Raw genomic sequence first — 19,757 nt, 5'->3', positions numbered from 1 at the left:
CTCCCTGGAGGATCGGGCGGCCGACATCCCGCGTAGATCGGAGGGCCTTTCGTCAGGCTAGCCGTTGCTTCGCCTTCCGAGGCGGGGGCGGCGAGAGGGCCGCACGGCGAGACGTAGCAGCCGCGCCGGGCCCTGCGTGCACGTGCCAATGCCTGTGATGGGGACGACGTCGGTGGGGCGGACACCTCACCCAGACAGATGAAGCGGCGGTGACCGAGGGAGCCGCCGTCCGGACACTGGAGCCGTGACCAGCCCGGAGTCGACTCGTCCATGCGCCACAGTGCTGCTCGTCTGCACGGGCAATGTCTGCCGCTCTCCGATGGCCGAACGGCTGGGGCAGTCGGTTCTCGACTCAGCGTCGGGAGCGCAGGCGGGGGCCGTTCGGCTGCACAGCGCCGGCATCCGTGCGGTCGTCGGCTCGGGCATGCACCCCGACAGCGCTGGAGCCCTGCAGCGGTACGGGACGGACGCGGGCGACTTTCGGGCCCGCCAGCTCAGCGAGGCCATGGTGAACGAAGCCGATCTCGTTCTCACAATGACCGAGCAGCACCGGCGGGAGGTCCTCGAGCGTTCGCCGCGGGTTCTGGGCCGCACCTTCACCCTGCGGGAGGCCGCGGCCCTCCATCACCTGCTCGCGGACGGCACTCTGCCGGGATGCGCTCTTGCCACCGGTTCCGTCGGAGACTGGGTGCGTCAGTTGGCCAAGGCCAGGTCCCGACGACGGGGCAGCAGCGACGACGACGTTCGAGACCCGATCGGGTTGTCCTACGAGGCGCACGAAGAGGCGGCTGCGGCGATAGCCGTGGCAGTCGTGCCGCTGGTGCGTCGACTCGCGGCGCTCGCGGCGGGTGGGGTCCCCGACTCGCCTGGCCTTCGATGCTCCTCGCCGCGCTGAGGCCCGACCCGCCGAGCCTGGCCCGACCGCCCCGGTATCGGATCGGATCCGAGACTCAGCCCATTAGGCTCGGCGCATGACCTGGCTGGTGACTGGCGGAGCCGGCTACATCGGCGCCCACGTGGTCTCGGCGATGCGACAGGCCGGCTGCGACGTGGTGGTGCTGGACGACCTGTCGACCGGCGACGCCTCTCGCGTGGGGGGCGTCCCGTTCGTCCAGGGGAGCGTCCTGGACGGTGACCTGCTGACGCGCACCCTGCGCGAGCACTCGGTTCGCGGCGTGGTGCACCTTGCGGCGAAGAAGCAGGTGGAGGAGTCGGTTCGCCGCCCCCTGTACTACTACCACCAGAACGTCGAGGGCCTGCGCGTGCTGCTGGCAGCTGCCACCGCCTCGGACGTGGAGTCGTTCGTCTTCTCGTCCAGCGCCGCCGTCTACGGCGATGTCGACACGGAGCTGGTGACCGAGGAAACCGATTGCCGGCCCGTGAATCCGTACGGGACGACCAAGCTCATCGGCGAACAGATGGTCGCCGACGTCGCCACGGCCACCGGGCTGCGGTGGGTGAGCCTGCGCTACTTCAACGTGGCCGGTACCGCCACGCCCCAGTTGACCGACCGAGGCACGTCGAACCTCGTCCCGATGGTCTTCCAGCGGCTGGCCGCACGCCAGGCACCGCAGATCTTCGGCGATGACCACCCCACTCCGGACGGCACCTGCGTCCGCGACTTCATCCACGTCGCCGATATCGCCACCGCGCACGTGGCGGCGGCCCGGTCGTTGGCAGAGGGCCGGGTCAGCGCACTGACTGCGAACATCGGTCGCGGTGAGGGGGTGTCGGTACGGGAGATGATCACCAGCATCCGTGAGGTCGTCGGCACGGCTGAGGAGGCATGGTCCGAGCCTGTGGTTGTGGCGCGCCGGGCGGGTGATCCGCCCCGTGTCGTCGCCTCTGCCGCCCTCATCCGGGAGCAGCTGGACTGGAGCGCGCAGTACGGGCTGCAGGACATGGTCGCGTCCGCCTGGAACGGCTGGGTCGAGCGCCAGCCACGCTGAGGAGCTCCCTGGCGGACGGGTCGCCGATGGCGGCGGACATCCCCTGGGCGGTCGGGCCCTCGCGCGGCAATCGCCGGAACGCCCGGCGCCGGTCACCCGGAACCCGCGGGGACCGGCGCCCGCGCCCGCGCCGGCGCCGGCGCCACTGACTACTACGAGCGGGCCTCCACGTCGTTCTTGTACGCATAGCCGTATCCGTAAGCAGCGGCGATGTCCGCTTTGGGGGGCATGAAGTTCAGGACGACGCCGAGCGTCTTGGACCCCACCCGCTCCAGAGTGGCGGCCGCCTGTTCGAGCTGGTCGGCCCGCGTCTTCCCGTACCGCACCGCGAGCAGCGTGCCGTCCGTGTGCACGGCGAGGCCGGCGGAGTCGGCCACGGGCAGCAGCGGAGGAGCGTCGAGGAGCACGTAGTCGTTGCGTGCCAGCAGCTTGCCCAGGAACACCGCCATGTGGCTGGACGCGAGGAGCTCGCCCGGGTTGGGAGGGGTCGGGCCGGCTGCGATCACCGACAGCCGACCGTCGCCGTACTGCTGGAGGACGTCATCGATGTCGGCGGTGCCGGCAAGCACGTTGCTCAGGCCGGCTCCGCCCACCAAGCCGAGATAGCGGGTCAGCCGCGGCCGGCGCAGATCGGCCTCCACCACGGTGACCGTCCGGCCGGCGTCGGCCAGCGTTAGCGCCAGGTTCGCGGTCAGCGTCGTCTTGCCCTCCTCGGGCAGCGCGCTCGAGACCATGATGACTCGCGGCGGCTGGTCGACGCTGAGGAACTGCAGGTTGGTGCGGATGCGGCGGAAGTCCTCCGCCACCCGATCCAGCACGCCCTCCTCGACCACGGGCCGTTGCTGGATGGAACGGTCGACCGCCACCGTGCCGATCACCGGTGCTCCCGCCAGGTCGGCAGCCACGTCGGTATCCTTCACGGACCGGTCGAGGCGCCTGCGGCCGATCGCCAGCCCGACGCCGGCGAGGATCCCGAGGACCAGGCTCACCGCGGTGGTCCGGATGGTCTTGGGCGAGCTGACTGCGGTGGGAACCATCGGGTCCTCGGCGACGAAGACCTCGATCGGCGCCGCACGACCGGCGCCCCGGCTCTCGAACTCGCTCACCATGTCGCTGAACTCCGACCCTACGGCCCGGGCGATCTCCTGCGCCCGCTGAGGGGAGGGGTCGGTCACCGTCACATCGATGAGCACGGTGTCCGGAACGGGCGTCGCCTCGATCGCGTGGGACAGCTCCTGCGGAGTCATGTCGAGGGAGAGCGCGTCCACGACCCGGGCGGCCAGCCGCTCCCCCATGAGCAGCTGGGCGTAGGACGCGACGCGTTGCTGGGAGAACTCGCTGCCCTGCACGAAGTCCGACGTCGAGCCGGAATCGGTGGAAGAGACGAACAACTGCGTGGGCGAGGTGTACAGCGGGGTCTGGGCCCAGCAGATGCCGAATCCGGCGACTGCCCCGAGAAGAGCACCGACCAACGGCATCCACCACGCTGCGCGCAACGCCGAAAGTGCTTCTCTGAAGTCCACTGGTCCATTCCTCTGATCGGCACGCTCCCGATGCGTGACATTGCACCTCTTCTGAACGATAAGTGCCCGAATAGGTCCCATTGGCACCTTCCGGGGGCCTTCTACCCCTTATGGGAGAGGCGCTGTCCCAGAATTCGCTGCGCATTCTCCGCGACCCGTACCCTCCGATGAGGAAGGGGCGGTACCGGACAGCGTGCGCGCCGTCGGCGAGAGGATTCGTCCGAACGGGTGGCGTCCGCCTTCGCGCGACGAGCTATTCCACGGAGGGCTCTCCGACATGCCGAGCCCCGGCTGCGACAGGAACGGAACCATGCTGACCGTACAGACGAGTGAGCACCGACCGCCTGCGTGCGTCCTTGCTCGCCGTTCCCTGCGGACCATCCCCTCGGCGATCCGATGAAGCAGCTGATGTACCTCGGTGCCGTCGGCGCTCAGGCGGTCGCCAGCGCGGCGCTGATCCCCGTACTGACGCACAACCTGACCCCGGTGGACTACGGCACGGTCGGCGTGGTCGTCGTGATCCAGCAGTTCGTCACCATGTTCGTCGGGATGGGCCTTCCCGGCATGGTCACCAGCTGGGAGAGCGGCGCCGAGACCGGTGGCCTCCGACGAGGCGCTGTCCTGCCGGTACTGGCACTGGGTGTGGTCGGCTCGGCGGCGGCCCTCGCCGCGCAATGGGCTCCCCTGTTCTTCGCGGTCCTCGTCGGCTCCGTCAACGCGATGGCCGCCCTCGTCCTCGCGCGGGTCGCCGGCCGCGGCCTGGCTGGTGTCTGGGCGGCCCTGACCGTGGCGATCGGCCCGGTGTCCATCGGCATCGGGGCCTGCGCGGCGGCTCTCACCGGCTCGCTGGAGTGGTACCTCGCGACCTGGGCCCTCGGCGTGGTGGTGTCCGTCCTCGTCGCGCTGAGGTGGGCCGACCCCGACTGGTTCCGATCTGCCCCCTGGTCAGCGGTGAAACGGCGCGCGGCGCTGTCGCTGCCCTTGACGTTCTCCCAGGTCGCAGTGGTGGCGCTGTGGAGCGGTGACCGACTGGTCGTAGCGGGCGCCCTGGGTGCCGCTGCGCTGGCTGAGTACCAGGCGGCCTTCACCGTCGGACAGCTCGCCGCATCGGCGGGCGTCGCTCTCTCCAACCACTGGCTGCCCCGCCTGATGCGCGGAGAGCCGGCGGCCCGCCGCGCCCACCTGGTGTCCGTGACCGCGCTCGCCCTCGTCGGGGCGGTGGCCGCGGGCCCGGCTCTGGCCATCCTCCTGCCGGCGAGCTACCACCCGTGGAGCCTCTGGTCGGTGTCGGCCGTCGCGGCACTGAGCGGGATCCCGCAGTGCGTGTACCTACAGCTGCAGGCCAGGGCCACCTACCTGGGCCGGACCCGCATCGTCGGCGCCGGCGCGTTCGTGCTCGTCCCGCTGTCCATGGGGATCACCGTTCTCGCCGCGATGGCGACCGGCTCACTGGTCGTGATCGCGCTGGTGACGCCTGTGTCCTACCTGGCGCTGGCCGCCCACCTGCGGCTGTCCGGCGCCACGCTCCCACGCTCGACACCGGAGCCCGCCGCCGCCGGTGACGGCGAGCTGCTGGTGGTCCTGTCCAGCATCCGGTGGGGGTACCTGTGGCAGCGGCACCAGAGCCTTGCCCTGGCCGCGGCGCAGACCGGGTCGGTCGTGTTCGTCGAGAGCCAGCCCCGCCGATTCCGGCAGTTGCTCACCGCGCCACTGTCCCTGGTGCGGCAGCGGGCCGCGGCCGACGTGAGCACGCCACCTCCGCCGCAGATCCGGCTGGTACCGCCCACGCCGTTCGCCGTCCTCGCCCCCCGGGCCTGGGCGCGGCGGATGTCCCGCTGGATCCTCGCCGAGGCGGCAGGCCGGCCCGTCGACGTCCTCCTCTACGCGCCGAGCCCGGCCTACCTGGAGCTGGCCCGGCTGCTGGCAGACGGGGGAGCTCGGGTCACTTACGATGCCGTGATCGACTGGGTGCTCGCCCCGTCCCGCTTCCACCCGCCGCGCGACGCGCAGCGCGCCGAGGCGTCATTGCCCGCCGCGTGGCGGATCGTCAGCGACAACCCCTACGTGGCGCGTGACCTCGAGGCGCGGCTCGACCGGACCATCGACGTGGTGCCGCCCGCGGCCGACGAGGCGTTCCTCTCGCACGTCTGGCCGTCGGCCGCGGACCGCCGGCCGATCGTCGGTTGGTTCGGTTCGATCCACGCCGAGGTGGACGTCGACCTGCTGTGCACGGCCAGCCGCGCCGGGCTGCGGGTCGAGACGGTCGGCCCCGTCGAGGACGCCGACGCCGCCCAGCAGCTATTGGACGCCGGCGTCGTCATGCGGCCGGGGGTCCCGATCGGAGCGCTGCCCGCATCGATCGAGCACTGGCAGGTCGCGATCCTCGCCTATCGCGGCCCTCGTGCCGCCACGATCACGCCGGCGAAACTGCTCAACGCGCTCGTCGGGTTCCAGGTCGCGGCCCGGGGCATCGCCGTTCCCGAGCAGCTCGCCGCCTGCGTCACCACCCTGCCGGACGACGACACCGAAGCGGTGCAGCTGCTGGCGGACCTGCTCCGCCGGCCCGGTCCGCGTGGTGATCTCCAGCCGGAGCACCTGTCCTGGCGCGGCCGACTGCACGAGATCACCGGCCGGGTGCCGGCCCCCGCCGTCCGACGCTGACCGACCCGATCGGGCGGACGGCACGGTCGGGGCGCGATCAGGCGGCGTGCGGTTCCTCGGCATCCGCTGACTCCGCGGCGGGGCGGCGCTGAAGCGCTGCGAGCGTGATGACCAGCGCCAACGGCGCCAGATGGCCGGCGTCGATGTCCTCCGCGATGAACCAGATCGTCGCCAGCACGGCGCTGCCCAGCGCCAGCGGCGACAACGCCCGCAGTGACTGCCACGACAGGACGATCAGCCACGCGACGAGTGCTGCGAGGGCCAGCCAGCCGCCGCGGTACAGGATCCCGAGGTAGCCGCTGTGCGTGCCGAGGCTTGCCACGAGCCCCGGCATCCGGTCCTTGACGCCACTGCCGATGAGCGGGAAGGGCAACTCCTGGATCGCCTTCCACGTCGCCTCGTAAATGGCGGTGCGGCTGCCGAGAGAGCCCTCCCGGACGCTGTTGACCTCGTCGAAGGTCGCGGTCAGGTCGACCGACGTCAGGACGTAGAGCAGCGCCGCTGCTCCTCCGGTCGCCGTCACCAGAAGCGCGAACCACTGACGTCGGCGGACCAGCGTCACCACCGCCATGGCGAGCAGTGCCGCCAGGACGGCGACCCAGGTGTTCCTCGAGTACGACAGGTAGAGGACGACAGCATCGAGGACGAGCAGCGCCGCGTAGAACGCCCGCGTGAGGCCCCGCGTCCCCCGGAGAAGGCGGATGGAGCCCAGGATGCCAAGGGCCGCCAGAGCCCCCGCCCAGGTCGAGTTGCCGAAGAACCCGGCGGCGCGGAGGACGGCGCCGCCGAAGTAGTCCTCGATCACCAGCCGCACCGACGTGAAGCTCTCGAACGCCGGGTCCTCCGCGAGTGCGGCCGGCAGGACGTACGACGACGGCAGCGAGAGCCCGTCGAGGGCCGGATGCACCGCCGCAGCGGCCAGGACAGCGATGCTCTGGGCTCCGGCGAGTTGTGCGACGCCCAAGAGCAGCGCGCGCACGTCGATGCGCACTGTCGTGAGCACCGCCAGGGTGATCCAGATCGTCAGGTTGTACGACGCGGAGATGACGCGCGACAGATCGGCGCCGGCGACGGCGGCCCACAGCAGCGACAGCGACAGGCAGACCACGACGGCGGATGGGAGCAGGTGCGCGGCAGCGCCGCGCGTTCGTCCGCGGAGCGCACGCAGGAGAAGCATCGGCCACCACAGGAAGCCGAGCCCGAGCACCCAGTAGAGCGCGTAGGACCGGACGAAGCCGGCGGTCAGCACCTCGGGCGGCGCCGCAGCCGGCCGCACCGAGCCGCGCGCGCGGACGGCACCTGCACGGTCTGCGCCCATCCGCCGGGTGGGCGAGGTCGTCACGCGTACACCGATCCCGGCCTTCCCCGCAGGAGCGCCCGGCCCCGGCGGTAGGCCCGCCCGGCCGTGGTCCGCAGGGATTCCCGGTCCCGGCCCGGCTCCTGCGGCACCAGCCATGCCGCTACGTCGTCGGCGGTGGTCGCCGATCCCACCGTCAACCGCGAGTAGCGGAAGACGTCCTCACCCTGCGGGCTCAGCCGGTTGCGGACCGCGGCGCCGGAGTCGTAGCCGGCTCGGCGGGCCGCGCGGCGAACCCGCAGGCCGTTGTAGCCGTGCGGGTAGGCGACGCTGCGCACCGGTTCGCCGAGCACGTCCTCGAGCAGCTCCTTCGGGCGGACCATCTCATCCCGGAGGGCCGCGGAGCTCAACGTGTCCAGCTGCGGATGGCGGTGACTGTGCCCGCCGATCTCCACGTCCTGGGCGGCCAGTTCAGGCAGCTGCGACCAGGCCAGCATCCGATCCGAGGGGCCTGGCTCGCGTGGGCCGCCGCCCTCCATCCAGCCGGTGGTCACGTACAGCGTTGAACTGAGGTTCCGTTCCCGCAGGGCCGGGAGGGCGTGCTCGGCGAAATCGGCGTATCCGTCATCGAACGTGATGACGACGGTCTTCTCCGGGACACGGTGGGATGCAACGACCTCGTCTACCAGCTGGCTGAACGTGATGCACCGGTAATCCGTCTCGAGAATGCGATCCAGCTGCCGCCCGAACTCTCGCGGGGTGACGGCGAAGGGCGCAATATGCGTTCCCGGCGTCCCGGTGACCGCGTGATACAGCAGGATCGGGACGGTTCGATTACCGTCGTCCGTGCGCGCCTTTTCCACCCGTTCAGTGTAAGAACTCCGGCCCCTTCGCCCTAATGGGTTCGTCCCAGTCCCCCTCACTTCGAGTAATGCCAGTCATGCTGCTTCACCCGGCGGGACGGAACCGCATTCCGGGCCCGACGGTGCCACCGGTGACAGGTTCCAGCCCCCCTCCCCCCCAAGGGGCTATGCCGGCCTGGGTCACTTGCCCGTCCGTCGGCACCTCCTGCACGCTCGGGGGCAGCCGCCGATGCGGATGCAGAGACGCGTCACTCGACCGAGGCACCCGACACACCCGGCCAGCGCAGCGGTTCGGATCAACTGGGCGAGAGGACCGTGAGACGTCGACACCTGGGCCGATCGCGACCTCGACACCGTCAGCCCGCCTTCGCCTGGCAGCTCGCCGACTCCGAGGAGCCCGACCGATCACGGGCAACACCAGCTCCACCGACCCGCAGTACGTAAGGAACCCAGCGTGAAGATCGAAGTCGTCACCCCACAGGAACTAGGCGCCGGAGAGCTGGCGGAATGGACGAGCATCCAGAACTCCAGGAGTGAGCTCGCCAGCCCGTTCCTCAGTCCTCAGTTCGCAGTGGCCTGGGCGCGGGTGCGTCCGCGGACCCGGGTCGCCGTCTTCACCGATGACGCGGGGGTCACGGGCTTCTTCCCCTTCGAGTCCGGCCGCGCCGGTCTCGGGCGGGCCGTGGGGCTGGGTTTCTCCGACGTGCAGGGGCTGGTGGCGCCCGACACGGCCCATGTCGACGCGCGCACCCTGCTCCGCGCCTGCGGGCTCCGCGCCTGGCACTTTGACCACGTCGTCGCGACCCAGGCGCCGTGGCTCTCTTCTGCACCGCACCGATGGGTGGAGGACGAGTCACCGGTCGTGGACCTGAGCGACGGCTGGGCGGCCTACTCCGCGGCACTGAAAACGTCGTCCAGTTCACTGCAGACCACGACCGCGCGGCGACGGCGGGGACTCGAGCGAGACCACGGGCCCGTGTCGCTCGTTCTCAGCGAACCGAACCACGCCGTCCTGGACCGACTGCTGGAGTGGAAGTCTCAGCAGTACAAGCGCACCGGCCGGCGGGACGTCCTCGCAGACCCCGCGATGCGGCGGCTGGTCCACGACCTGCTCGACGAGCAGACGAGCGAGTTCGGGGCGCCCTTGACGGTGCTGCGCGCCGGCGACGACGTCGTGGCTGCACACCTGGGGCTGCGCTCACCGTCGGTGCTGGCCTGGTGGTTCCCCGTGTATCGAACCGCCTTCAGCCGCTACTCGCCCGGCCTCATCCTCTGTCTCGACATCCTCCGCGAGATGCCCGACCAGGGCCTCCGACTGCTGGATCTGGGAAAGGGCGAGGAGCAGTACAAGAGACGGCTGGCGAACGGGGAGCATTCGATCCTGAATGGCTCGGTCAGCCGGGATCCCGTCACCGCCGGTCTGGATGCCGCACGCCGCTGGCCGCGGGAGAGCGCCACGAGCTTCCTGCGGGCGCACCCTCGAGGGCGGACGTGGGTGCGCAGCGTGCGCACCCGGGTGGCGACGGCGCGCGCGGGGCTGGCGTCCGTAGGAGCGGATGAGGACTGAGGCTGCCCGGGCTCCTCGGGTGTCCCCGCGGCGCCGGCAACTTCCCGTTCATCGTTCGCCTCGTCGGACGACAGCCTGTCCCCGTCGGGTGAGGAGTCCTCGCCCCGTATTGACAGCTCGCGATCGCAATCGCTTTCGTGAGTGGCCAGAGGACCGCCCGAATGGCTGTCACCTGTCCATTAATGGAAGGAACTTGTGGTGAGTGCATTCCGCAACGCGGCAAGGCTATTGGGCGGTTCGCTGCAGGACCCGGCGCTGCTGAAGCAGCTCTACCGATCGGCCGGCCAGCGACTCAAGTCCGACCAGACCGCCTACGGTCTGAAGCGAGACCTGGACGTTCCCCACACCGCTCCCGAGGCGCTGATCCCGATCACCGTCCGACCCATTCGGGACGAGGACGTTCCGGCCGTGCTCGAGTCAGCCGACCGCTTGACCCTCGAGGAGAAGTGGGACCGGGATCAGCGGCTGAGGCTGCTGGAGGCCGGGGCCGGGTCCTGCTTCGTCGCGGTCACCGAGGATGACGTCCCCTGCTACACGCAGTGGGTGTTCAGCAGCAAGGACAACGAGTTCCTGCGCAGCCACTTCAACGGAACCTTCCCGCCTCTGGATGCCGAGACGGCGCTGCTTGAAGGTGCGTACACGCCGACCGGGTTCCGCGGTCAGCGGATCATGAGCGCTGCGATGTCCCTGATCGCGGAGCAGGCTCGCTCGGTGGGCGCTCGGTACGTGACCACGTTCGTGGGCGTGGACAACACCGCGTCGCTCAAGGGCTGCTACCGGGCAGGGTTCGAGGTGAACCTCGAGCGTCGGCTGCGGTGGCGGATGGGTAAGTCGTCGGTGACCTTCCGGCCGGCGACTCCCGCGGCTTCGCTCACGAAGTAGTCCCCTTGCCGCCCGGCGGCGCCGCACCGGCGACGCCCCCGGTGAACAGCGGCCGCAGTGAGCGGCTGTGGCCCTCTCTCCCGAGCCGGGCCCGCCGGTGTCCGACGCACGTCGTCCGGCCACCGGGAAGGCCCGGCTCGGCTGCGCGTCCGTGGAGGACCGGCGGGCGCCCACGCCCGGGCCGCAGCGATCGTCCGAGCGACGACCCCCCAGCCATTCCGGCGCCCCTGGAGTCATTGATGTCGTATTGACCCTTACGGGTGACGGACCCTGCTGAACCGACCATTCTTCTCGCCCGACTTCCGTACCGTCACTGCAGCGAGCCGACTTTCGGTCGGCAGTGTCGCGAATTTCCGAGTCGTACGAGAGGAACGCCATGGCGAGCGCTTCGACTGAACTCGTCCGCCGCCTGGACGAGCCGCCGCAGGATTGCGTTGAATTCTTCGCGGATGAACTGTCGGCCCGCATCTCTCGGGGGGTCGGGACCACGATCACGTGGCTCAATCACTTCAGTGCCCTCGTCGCAATGGAGGCCGGCGTCCCCTTGGACCGGTTCGACTACCTCGGCCTCGACGGGGTCTTCCTCTGCCGCCTCCTCGGGGTCGACAGCAACACCTGCCGGACCAGTGCGGACCTCGTCCTGCCCCGAGTGCTCGAGCGGAGTCATGGGCTTCGCATCGCACTCCTGGGCTCGACGCCGGAGACGCTGGAGCTCGTCTCGAAGAAGATCGAGCAGCAGTATGGACATCGCGTGGTCCTCATGCGGGACGGGTACGACGGACTGCCTGACGCTGGTGCCCTGCGGAAGGAGTTGCGCGCCCTCCGGACGCAGCTGGTCATCGTGGGGCTGGGCACGCCGCTCCAGGACTTCTACGCTCTGGACCTGGCGCGCACGGGCATGCTCGTCGCGACGTGCGGCGGCTGGTTGGACCAGTTCGCCGGCGACTCCTACTACCCGTCCTGGGCCTATCCGCTCAAGCTCAACTGGCTCGTGCGGGTCGCGAAGGAACCGCGCCGACTCTGGCGTCGATACAGCGTCGATGCCGTGCGTGCACTCCGCGCCCGCGCATCCCTCGCGCAGTACGTCACGGGACAGGGCGCACGCCCTCTGGCGGCCGCCAGGACGAGCACCGTGCCACCCGGGACCGCGTCGGCTGCCTAGAGCCTGCTGAAGAAGGGGCTCGTCTGACGCCGGGGTCGGCGGGACGATCAGGGTTATGAGGGCACTTCCCCGGCCCAGCATGGGATGATGGACGCCGAGTCGTGGCTGCGTGGTCTGTTGCCCTCGGGCAGCGTGTACGCGTTCCTGGCCGAGCATCGCCGCCGGTTGTTCCCGGATGCGATGTTCGCCGATCTGTTTCCCTCGGCCCTGGGCAGACCGAGCGTGGCGGCCGATGTGGTCGGGGCGGTGTTGGTGCTGCAGGCGTTGGAGGGGCGCTCGGATCGTGAAGCGGCCGAGGCGCTGACGTTCGACCTGCGCTGGAAGGCTGCCTGCGGGCTGGCGGTCGATGCGAGGGCGTTCCATCCGACGGTGCTCACCTACTGGCGGCGCCGACTGGCCCGCTCGCAGAGGCCGCAGCGGATCTTCGACGCGATTCGCGAGGTCGTGCAGGCCACCGGCGCGCTGGCCGGGAAGACCCGCCGCGCGCTGGATTCCACGGTGCTGGAGGATGCGGTGGCCACCCAGGACTCCGTCACGCAGTTGATCGCGGCGGTCCGCCGGGTCGCCCGGGAGGTGCCCGGCGCCGCCGCGGTGATCGCCGCGTACTGCACCGCGCACGACTAAGACGGCCGTATGGCACTGCCCTCGAGGGCTTGACGTCATTGCGTGCGAGGCTGCCGTAAGGCACCCTTCCCCGCGCCCGCTGACTCAGCGGGCGCGAGGTATGCGGCCGACTGGGGTCAGTACGCCCCGCGGGCACGCAGCACGGCGGCGAACGTCTTCCAGATGATCTTGGTGTCGAGGGCCAGTGACCAGTTCTCCACGTACCTCAGGTCCAGGCGCACGGCTTCCTCCCAGGGGAGGTCGCTCCGGCCCGAGATCTGCCACAGGCCGGTCAGACCCGGCTTGACCAGCAGCCGGCGGCTCACCGAGGAGTCGTACCGGGCCACCTCACCCGGCAGCGGCGGACGGGGGCCGACCAGCGACATCGACCCGCCGACCACGTTGAGCAGCTGGGGCAGTTCGTCGAGGGAGAGGCGGCGGAGCCACCGCCCGACCGAAGTCACCCGCGGGTCCTGGCGCAGCTTGAACAGCAGACCGTCGGAGATGTTGGCGTCCCTGAGGTTCTCGAGCTGGCGGTCGGCATCGATGACCATGCTGCGGAACTTCAGCATCGTGAAGGCACGACCGTTGAGGCCGATCCGTTCCTGGCGGAAGAGCACCGGCCCAGGGCTCGACATCCGCACGGCGAGTGCGATGCCCAGCAGCACGGGAGCCAGTACGAGGAGCGCACACAGGGCGATGGATCGGTCCATGCCCGTCTTGACCATGCGCTGCCACCCCTCGAACCGGGGCTGCTCCACCGCGAGCAGCGGAAGGCCCTCGAACGGGCGGATGTGCAGGCGCGGGCCGGCAACCTCGATCAGGCCCGGCGCCACGAGCAGCTCCATCCCCGTCCCCTCGAGCTGCCAGGAGAGCTCTCGGAGATACTGCGCGGCTGTCTCGCTCGCCGAGGTGACGGCGACGGCGTCCGCGCGCAGCTGCCGCGCCAGCCGGACGACCTCGTCCAGCCCACCGACGGGCACGCCCGACGTACCGGCCACCCGCACGCGGTCGGCCGGGGGAACGCACAGCGCGACGACCTCCATCCCTGCGTAGTGCTCCCGCTGGAGGAACCCGCTGAGTTCGAGCGCGGGCCCACCCCGCCCGACGACGACGACGCGCTTGGTGCACCGGCCACGGGCCCGCAGGGCGCGCAGCCGCCAGCGCGCCCCGACCCTGAGGCCGAGCGTTCCCGCCGTGAGAGCGGGCACCGCCACGAGCACCAGGGCGCGGCTGAGATCCAACGCAGCGGCGTAGGACAGCAGACCGGTGCAGGCCAGGAGCATGAATCCGGCCCGGCCGACCCGGCGGTACTCGTCGCTCCCGCTGCCGAACACCCGCTCGGAGTAGGCCCCCATCGCGGTCAGGATGAGCGGCCAGGCAGGCACCAGCGCGAGCAGGGTCCATAGCAGCGCCGTCGGCGCCGGCGCGGAGCCGAGGGCCAGCACGACTGCGCCGGTCAGGGCGGCGGCCAGAGCCTCCAGGCCGGCCAGGGTGGCCGCGTAGCGACGGGCCCAGGCGGACGATGCTGCAGGAGAGTCGACGACAGCTGGCTCAGGCGCCAACTGCTCTGTGCCCGTACGGGGTAGTGGTACCCCAGCAAGGTCAAGGCTCAACGCATTTCGTTCCAGCAGCACGACGCCCCCCGCGTAACCGTGTGTGATCGAACGGCGAACCGGGCGGCGGATGGACGACGGATGTCGTCGCGATTGCCCCCGTTTAGGCGCTCGAGTTCCCCACAAGAGTCACGCAGCGTCACCTAGGAGGTCAATACGGCGAGTCGGTCTTCACCCATTGGGGGCGTCGTCCCCGTCACAGCGTCAGCTGCGGGGGTGGACCTCGTTCTGCGCGGCGGCGAGACCGTTGGCGAGCAGCGCCTCGGCGGCGTCGGCGGCCTCCACGATCAGCAGGTCGAGCTCCTTGCGCTCGGTCGACGAGAAGTCCTTCAGGACGAAGTCGGCCGCCTCCTGGCGACCGGGAGGCCGACCGATGCCGACGCGGACGCGCAGGTAGTCCTTGGTCCCCGTGGAGCGCGTGACCGAACGCAGCCCGTTGTGGCCGCCCTCCCCGCCACCGCGCTTGAGGCGGACCGCGGAGAAGGGGATGTCGAGCTCGTCGTGGATCACCACGAGGTCCTCGGCGGGGAGGTGGTGGTAGTCGAGCAGCCCGCGGACGGGGCCTCCGGACTCGTTCATGTAGGTCAGCGGGCGGGCGAGGACGACCCGCCGTCCGGCCAGCCGCCCCTCACCCGACAGCGCCCGGGAGCGCGCACCCTTGCCCGGCGACAGGCGGACGCCGGCGCGCGTGGCCAGCTCGTCGAGGACCATCGCCCCCACGTTGTGGCGGTTCCCGGCATAGCCGGGCCCCGGGTTCCCCAGCCCCACGACGAGGAAGGGCCCCTCGGAGATCCGAACCTCGGGCAGGGCCGAGCCGGGGGCGCCGGCAGTGCCGGCGCCCCCGGCGGTCGTGCTCGCCGTCAGCGGATCCCGCTCAGGACTCGTCGGAGCCGGAGTCCTCGGCCGCAGCGGCCTCGGCGGCGTCGCCGGCACCCTCGGTGGCCTCGGCAGCCTTCTCCTCGTCCGTCTCCTCGCGCTCGATGCCGGCCTCGGCCTCGGCCTCGGCGAGCTCGGCCTCGAGGGCCTCGGCGGTCGGGGCGGCCATCAGGTTGACGACCAGCGCGGCCTCGTCGGTGACCAGGGTGGCCCCGCTGGGCAGCGTGAGGTCGCCCGCGGTGAAGCCCTCGCCGGCGCCGCGGCCGGTGACGTCGACCTCGATCGACTCGGGGATGTTGGTGGCGGCCGCGGTCAGCGAGACGGTGTTGAGCTCGATGCTCACCAGGGTCTCGGGGGCGGTGTCGCCGATGACGTGGACGGGGACCTCGACGGTGACCTTCTCGCCGCGGCGGACGATGACGAGGTCGACGTGCTCGTGAGTGCGCTTGATCGGGTCGCGCTGCACGGCCTTGGTCAGCGCCAGCTGGTCCTTGCCGTCGAGCACGATGGTCAGCAGGGCGTTCGAACCGCCGTTGCGCAGCGCGGCGGCGAACTCGCGCGCTGGCAGGGACAGGTGGACGACGTCCTGGCCGTGCCCGTAGAGGACGGCGGGGACGCGGCCGGCGCGGCGGGTGCGACGGGCGCTGCCCTTGCCGAACTCGGTGCGGGTCTCGGCTTCGAGGCGGTAGTCAGCCACGGGGTGTGCTCCTCAAGAGGTGGATCGGGTCTCGCGCGGCGAACGGGCGCGGCACACCTCGAGGGCAGACGCACGTCGATCACGGAGTCGGAAGACTCCCTCGCCGGGCTGACCAGAAGGATACGCGGTCCGGCCGAGCAGGGGCCCGGAGGGTCCCCCGAGTCCGGACGGGTCGGGAGACGAGGACGCCGGAACAAGAGCCGCCCCACGGGGCGGCCGTGGTGAGCGGGGGCCGGAGGCTCCCCGAACCCGGCCGGAAACGGCTCCATGCAGCAGGGGGACGGCTTCTGGCCGCGGTGCGATCCGAAGGATCGCAAGTGTCAACTATTCCCGTCGAAGAGGCTGGTGACCGAGCCGTCCTCGAAGACCTCCTTGATCGCCCGCGCGAGCAGCGGCGCGATCGAGAGGACCGTGAGCTTGTCGAAGTGGCGCTCGGGCTCGATCGGCAGCGTGTTGGTGACGATGACCTCGCTGATCCGGCTGTTCTTCAGCCGGTCGACGGCCGGTCCGGAGAGGACGCCGTGGGTCGCGGTGACGATGACGTCGGCGGCGCCGGCCTCGAACAGCGTCTCGGCCGCCTTCACGATCGTGCCGCCGGTGTCGATCATGTCGTCGACCAGGATGCAGACGCGGCCCTCGACCTCGCCGACGACGCGGTTGGCCACGACCTCGTTCGGGCGCATCGGGTCGCGGGTCTTGTGGATGAAGGCCAGCGGCGTGCCGCCGAGCTTGTCGCTCCAGCGCTCGGACACGCGCACCCGGCCGGAGTCCGGCGAGACCACCGTGAGGTCGCGGTCGCCCCACTTCTCGCACACGTGGCCCACCAGCAGGTCGAGGGCGAAGAGGTGGTCGACGGGGCCGTCGAAGAAGCCCTGGATCTGCGCGGTGTGCAGGTCGACGGCCATGAGCCGGTCGGCCCCGGCGGTCTTGAACATGTCGGCGACCAGGCGGGCCGAGATGGGCTCGCGCCCGCGGTGCTTCTTGTCCTGCCGGGCGTACGGGAAGAACGGCGCGACGACGGTGATCCGCTTGGCCGACGCACGCTTGAGCGCGTCGACCATGATCAGCTGCTCCATGAGCCAGGTGTTGATCGGCGCCGTGTGGCTCTGCACCACGAAGGCGTCGCAGCCACGCACCGACTCCTCGAACCGTACGAAGAGCTCACCGTTGGCGAACTCGTACGACGCGGTCGGCGTCGGCGTGACGCCGAGATGACCGGCGATCTCGGTGGCCAGTTCCGGGTAGGCCCGTCCCGAGAAGAGCATGAGGCTCTTGCTGTTCGCCTGCCGGATCGCGCTCATCGGCTCGCTCGTCCCTACTGCTCGGTGTCCCTGTTCTCGGCCGCTTCAGCGGCCTGCGCAGCGGGCGTGCCGGCCCGGCGGCGACGCACCCAGCCTGCCACATTCCGCTGGGGTGCCCGCGCGACGGCCATGGCCCCGGGCGGGACGTCGACGGTGATCACCGATCCCGCGGCGGTGTAGGCGCCGTCCCCCACGGTGACCGGCGCCACGAGCATGGTGTCGGACCCGATGCGCACCTGGTCGCCGATCGTCGTGCGGTGCTTCGTCACGCCGTCGTAGTTGACGAACACCGTCGCCGCCCCGACGTTCGCGCCGCGGCCGATCGTCGCGTCGCCCACGTAGGACAGGTGCGGGACCTTGGACCCCTCGCCGATCTGGGCGTTCTTCGTCTCGACGTAGGCCCCGATCTTCCCCCCGGCACCCAGCTCGGTGCCGGGTCGCAGGTAGCTGAACGGACCGACCGTGGCCCGCGGGCCGATGGCCGCCAGTTGGCAGTGCGACCGGACGACCGAGGCGCCCTCGCCCACCTCGCAGTCGAGCAGCGTGGTGTCCGGCCCGACGACGGCGCCGGAGGCGATCGTGGTGGCGCCCTGCACCTGCGTGCCCGGCTGGAGGACCGCGTCCGGCGCAACCTCGGCGGTCACGTCCACCCAGGTGGTCGCCGGGTCCACGACCGTCACGCCGGACACCATCAGCGCGTCGAGCACGCGGTCGTTCAGCGTGCGGCGCCGCGCGGCCAGCTCGCGGCGGTCGTTGCAGCCGAGCACGTCGTCGGGGTCGTCGGCCAGGACACCGCCCACCGGCGCTCCCTCGGCGACGAGCAGGCCGAGGATGTCGGTGACGTACTGCTCGCCCTGGTCGTTGTCCGAGCCGAGCCGCGCGAGCGTCCGGCGCATCGCCGCCGCGTCGCCGACGTAGACGCCCGCGTTGATCTCGCGGATCCCCCGCTGGTCCTCGGTGGCGTCGCGCTCCTCGACGATCGCCCGGACGGCGCCCGCGTCGTCCCGGACGATGCGGCCGAGCCCGGTCGGGTCGTCGACCTGCGCCGTCAGGACGGTCAGCACGCTGCCGGCCCGCTGGTGCTCGGACACGAGGGTGCGCACCGTCTCCGTGCGCAGCAGGGGTGCGTCGCCGTTGACCAGCAGCACGGGCCCGTCGACGTCGGGGACGGCGTCGAGCGCGACCGCGGCGGCGTGCCCCGACCCCCGCTGCTCCGCCTGGAGCACCGGCACGGCGTCCGGAGCGATCGCGGCGAGGTGCTCCTCGACCGCCTCCCGGCCGGCGCCGACGACCACGACGGTCGTGCCCGCACCCAGCGGTTCCGCGGCGGCGAGCACGTGGCCGAGGAGGCTGCGCCCACCCAGTTCGTGCAGCACCTTCGGGGTGGACGAGCGCATGCGGGTGCCCTGCCCGGCGGCGAGGACGACGACGGCGGCCAGCGGCGCGATGCCGGCGGCGGGTTCCTGCGGGGTCACGGATCTCCTCGGACGGCGACAGGTCGGTACAGCTGGGGGACTCGGACTCGAACCGAGACTGCACGGCTCCAAAGGCCGGCGGGCTGCCGATTACCCCATCCCCCACCCGCGGCACGGGTGGCCACGCAGGCGCCGTCGCGGGACGGCGTCCGGTCAGGAGCCTAACCGGGCCGTGTCGCAGGTCTCCCTACGCTGCCGTAGGTTACGGGGACGTAGCCCTCGTGCAGGACGGTCCCCGACCGCGCGCGAGGCGTCATCACAGCTTCTGGAGAACTCTTGTCCGCTCCCGCACTCACCCGCCCGACAGCTCCGCCGCGCACCGCCGACCCGAACGCGGGCCTCCCGGCGAATGCGCTGGGCAAGGAGAAGGGGGCGCTCGAGCAGGGTGTGCTCTACCTCTTCGTCATCGTGCCGTTCCTCGCGCTGGCCGCCGTCGTGCCCGCGGTCTGGGGCTGGGGCCTCTCGTGGCTGGACGTGGGGCTGACCGTCGGCTTCTACTTCCTGACGCTGCTCGGGGTCACGGTCGGCTACCACCGGTACTTCACCCACGGCTCGTTCAAGGCCAACCGCGCGCTGCGCATCGGGCTGGCCGTCGTGGGCTGCATGGCGATCCAGGGGCCGGTCGTGCAGTGGGTCGCCGACCACCGCCGGCACCACGCCTTCTCCGACCGCGAGGGCGACCCGCACTCCCCCTGGCGCTACGGCACCGACGCGCGCGCCCTGGTCAAGGGCATGTTCCACGCGCACCTGGGCTGGCTGTTCGACCGCCGGCAGACCAACGCGGAGCGCTACGCGCCCGACCTGCTGAAGGACGGCGGCCTCCGGATCACCAGCCGCCTGTTCGCCTTCTGGGCATTCCTGAGCTTCGCCCTGCCGCCGCTGATCGGTGGCCTGGTGACGCACAGCTGGAGCGGCGCCTGGTCGGCGTTCTTCTGGGCGAGCCTGGTGCGGGTGGCGCTGCTGCACCACGTCACCTGGTCGATCAACTCCGTCTGCCACGTCGTCGGCAACCGGCCGTTCACCTCGCGCGACAAGGCGACCAACTTCTGGCCGCTGGCCATCCTGAGCGCGGGCGAGTCGTGGCACAACCTGCACCACGCGGACCCGACCTGTGCCCGCCACGGCGTCCTGCGCGGGCAGATCGACATCAGCGCCCGGGTCATCTGGCTGTTCGAGAAGCTGCGCTGGGCCCGCGACGTCAAGTGGCCCGACCCGGTCCGGCTGGCCGCGAAGCGCCGGCGTCCGGAGGCCCCTCTGCCCGAGATGGCGTCGGTCTGAGCGACGA

The 19,757-nt window shown here is 71.1% G+C and carries 15 protein-coding genes, 1 tRNA gene and 1 pseudogene; 8 read left to right on the top strand and 9 right to left on the bottom strand.

The annotated features are described in order from the left end of the window. The first annotated feature begins 244 nt into the window (after nt 1–244). Together AC2H4J_RS02735 and galE are read left to right on the top strand one after the other, a co-directional pair. The gene (locus AC2H4J_RS02735; protein ID WP_487463286.1) at nt 245–895 is read left to right on the top strand and encodes an arsenate reductase/protein-tyrosine-phosphatase family protein; all 651 of its coding nucleotides are present in this window, start codon (nt 245–247) and stop codon (nt 893–895) included. A 76-nt stretch (nt 896–971) separates the two neighbouring features. Further along, entirely contained in the window at nt 972–1,949 is a 978-nt protein-coding gene (gene galE / locus AC2H4J_RS02730) for a UDP-glucose 4-epimerase GalE (RefSeq protein ID WP_487463285.1), read from the top strand. 152 nt (nt 1,950–2,101) lie between these two features. Here galE and AC2H4J_RS02725 read toward each other — a convergent pair whose 3' ends face one another. Continuing rightward, on the bottom strand, nt 2,102–3,553 hold the full coding sequence (locus tag AC2H4J_RS02725; RefSeq protein WP_487463284.1) for a tyrosine-protein kinase domain-containing protein: 1,452 nt from the start codon (nt 3,551–3,553) through the stop codon (nt 2,102–2,104). Between the two features lie 315 nt (nt 3,554–3,868). Between AC2H4J_RS02725 and AC2H4J_RS02720 the strand changes: the two genes are divergently transcribed. Continuing rightward, nucleotides 3,869–6,133 (top strand): hypothetical protein, encoded by a 2,265-nt coding sequence (locus AC2H4J_RS02720; protein ID WP_487463283.1) that lies wholly within the window; start codon nt 3,869–3,871, stop codon nt 6,131–6,133. 37 nt (nt 6,134–6,170) lie between these two features. On the opposite strand, the gene AC2H4J_RS02715 is transcribed toward AC2H4J_RS02720, so the two are convergent. Together AC2H4J_RS02715 and AC2H4J_RS02710 are read right to left on the bottom strand one after the other, a co-directional pair. Beyond that, entirely contained in the window at nt 6,171–7,475 is a 1,305-nt protein-coding gene (locus tag AC2H4J_RS02715; protein ID WP_487463282.1) for an O-antigen ligase family protein, read from the bottom strand. Next, nucleotides 7,472–8,293, bottom strand: coding sequence for a polysaccharide deacetylase family protein (locus tag AC2H4J_RS02710; protein WP_487463281.1), 822 nt, complete (start codon nt 8,291–8,293; stop codon nt 7,472–7,474). The genes AC2H4J_RS02715 and AC2H4J_RS02710 overlap by 4 nt, the downstream gene beginning before the upstream one ends. Before the next feature lie 454 nt (nt 8,294–8,747). Between AC2H4J_RS02710 and AC2H4J_RS02705 the strand changes: the two genes are divergently transcribed. The 4 genes and pseudogenes from AC2H4J_RS02705 to AC2H4J_RS02690 all read left to right on the top strand — a co-directional run. Continuing rightward, nucleotides 8,748–9,860, top strand: a complete 1,113-nt coding sequence (locus tag AC2H4J_RS02705) for a GNAT family N-acetyltransferase (protein WP_487463280.1) — start codon at nt 8,748–8,750, stop codon at nt 9,858–9,860. Between the two features lie 198 nt (nt 9,861–10,058). After that, the gene (locus tag AC2H4J_RS02700; protein WP_487463279.1) at nt 10,059–10,742 is read left to right on the top strand and encodes an N-acetyltransferase family protein; all 684 of its coding nucleotides are present in this window, start codon (nt 10,059–10,061) and stop codon (nt 10,740–10,742) included. Nucleotides 10,743–11,268: 526 nt separating this feature from the next. Continuing rightward, the gene (locus tag AC2H4J_RS02695; protein ID WP_487463278.1) at nt 11,269–11,904 is read left to right on the top strand and encodes a WecB/TagA/CpsF family glycosyltransferase; all 636 of its coding nucleotides are present in this window, start codon (nt 11,269–11,271) and stop codon (nt 11,902–11,904) included. A gap of 84 nt (nt 11,905–11,988) precedes the next feature. Then, nucleotides 11,989–12,525, top strand: a pseudogene (locus tag AC2H4J_RS02690) (transposase); the annotation flags it as partial. A gap of 119 nt (nt 12,526–12,644) precedes the next feature. On the opposite strand, the gene AC2H4J_RS02685 reads toward AC2H4J_RS02690, so the two are convergent. The 6 genes from AC2H4J_RS02685 to AC2H4J_RS02660 all read right to left on the bottom strand — a co-directional run bounded on the left by AC2H4J_RS02685 (nt 12,645) and on the right by AC2H4J_RS02660 (nt 18,577). Further along, nucleotides 12,645–14,072, bottom strand: coding sequence for a sugar transferase (locus AC2H4J_RS02685; RefSeq protein ID WP_487463277.1), 1,428 nt, complete (start codon nt 14,070–14,072; stop codon nt 12,645–12,647). 255 nt (nt 14,073–14,327) lie between these two features. Beyond that, entirely contained in the window at nt 14,328–14,891 is a 564-nt protein-coding gene (gene pth / locus AC2H4J_RS02680) for an aminoacyl-tRNA hydrolase (protein ID WP_487463276.1), read from the bottom strand. A 106-nt stretch (nt 14,892–14,997) separates the two neighbouring features. After that, nucleotides 14,998–15,696 (bottom strand): 50S ribosomal protein L25/general stress protein Ctc, encoded by a 699-nt coding sequence (locus tag AC2H4J_RS02675; protein ID WP_487463275.1) that lies wholly within the window; start codon nt 15,694–15,696, stop codon nt 14,998–15,000. 320 nt (nt 15,697–16,016) lie between these two features. Continuing rightward, nucleotides 16,017–16,997 (bottom strand): ribose-phosphate diphosphokinase, encoded by a 981-nt coding sequence (locus AC2H4J_RS02670; protein ID WP_487463274.1) that lies wholly within the window; start codon nt 16,995–16,997, stop codon nt 16,017–16,019. A gap of 14 nt (nt 16,998–17,011) precedes the next feature. Beyond that, nucleotides 17,012–18,472 carry a bifunctional UDP-N-acetylglucosamine diphosphorylase/glucosamine-1-phosphate N-acetyltransferase GlmU gene (gene glmU, locus AC2H4J_RS02665; protein ID WP_487463273.1) on the bottom strand — a complete coding sequence of 487 codons (1,461 nt, stop codon included), beginning with the start codon at nt 18,470–18,472 and terminating at the stop codon, nt 17,012–17,014. A gap of 32 nt (nt 18,473–18,504) precedes the next feature. Then, nucleotides 18,505–18,577, bottom strand: a tRNA-Gln gene (locus tag AC2H4J_RS02660). A 171-nt stretch (nt 18,578–18,748) separates the two neighbouring features. On the opposite strand from AC2H4J_RS02660, the gene AC2H4J_RS02655 reads away from it, so the two are divergent. Then, nucleotides 18,749–19,750, top strand: coding sequence for an acyl-CoA desaturase (locus AC2H4J_RS02655; RefSeq protein WP_487463272.1), 1,002 nt, complete (start codon nt 18,749–18,751; stop codon nt 19,748–19,750). The last annotated feature ends 7 nt before the right edge of the window (nt 19,751–19,757 follow it).

This window comes from Blastococcus sp. OS1-29 (genome assembly GCF_057628075.1).
Note: the sequence above shows the minus strand (reverse complement) of the source record. Positions and strands in the feature narration are given on the sequence as shown.

What these genes read in the sequence shown, in the direction of transcription:
- AC2H4J_RS02720 (WP_487463283.1), top strand. Translation starts at nt 3,869, where the DNA reads ATGAAGCAGCTGATGTACCTCGGTGCCGTCGGCGCTCAGGCGGTCGCC.
- AC2H4J_RS02695 (WP_487463278.1), top strand. Translation starts at nt 11,269, where the DNA reads ATGGAGGCCGGCGTCCCCTTGGACCGGTTCGACTACCTCGGCCTCGAC.
- AC2H4J_RS02670 (WP_487463274.1), bottom strand. Translation starts at nt 16,997, where the DNA reads ATGAGCGCGATCCGGCAGGCGAACAGCAAGAGCCTCATGCTCTTCTCG.
- galE (WP_487463285.1), top strand. Translation starts at nt 972, where the DNA reads ATGACCTGGCTGGTGACTGGCGGAGCCGGCTACATCGGCGCCCACGTG.
- AC2H4J_RS02725 (WP_487463284.1), bottom strand. Translation starts at nt 3,553, where the DNA reads ATGGGACCTATTCGGGCACTTATCGTTCAGAAGAGGTGCAATGTCACG.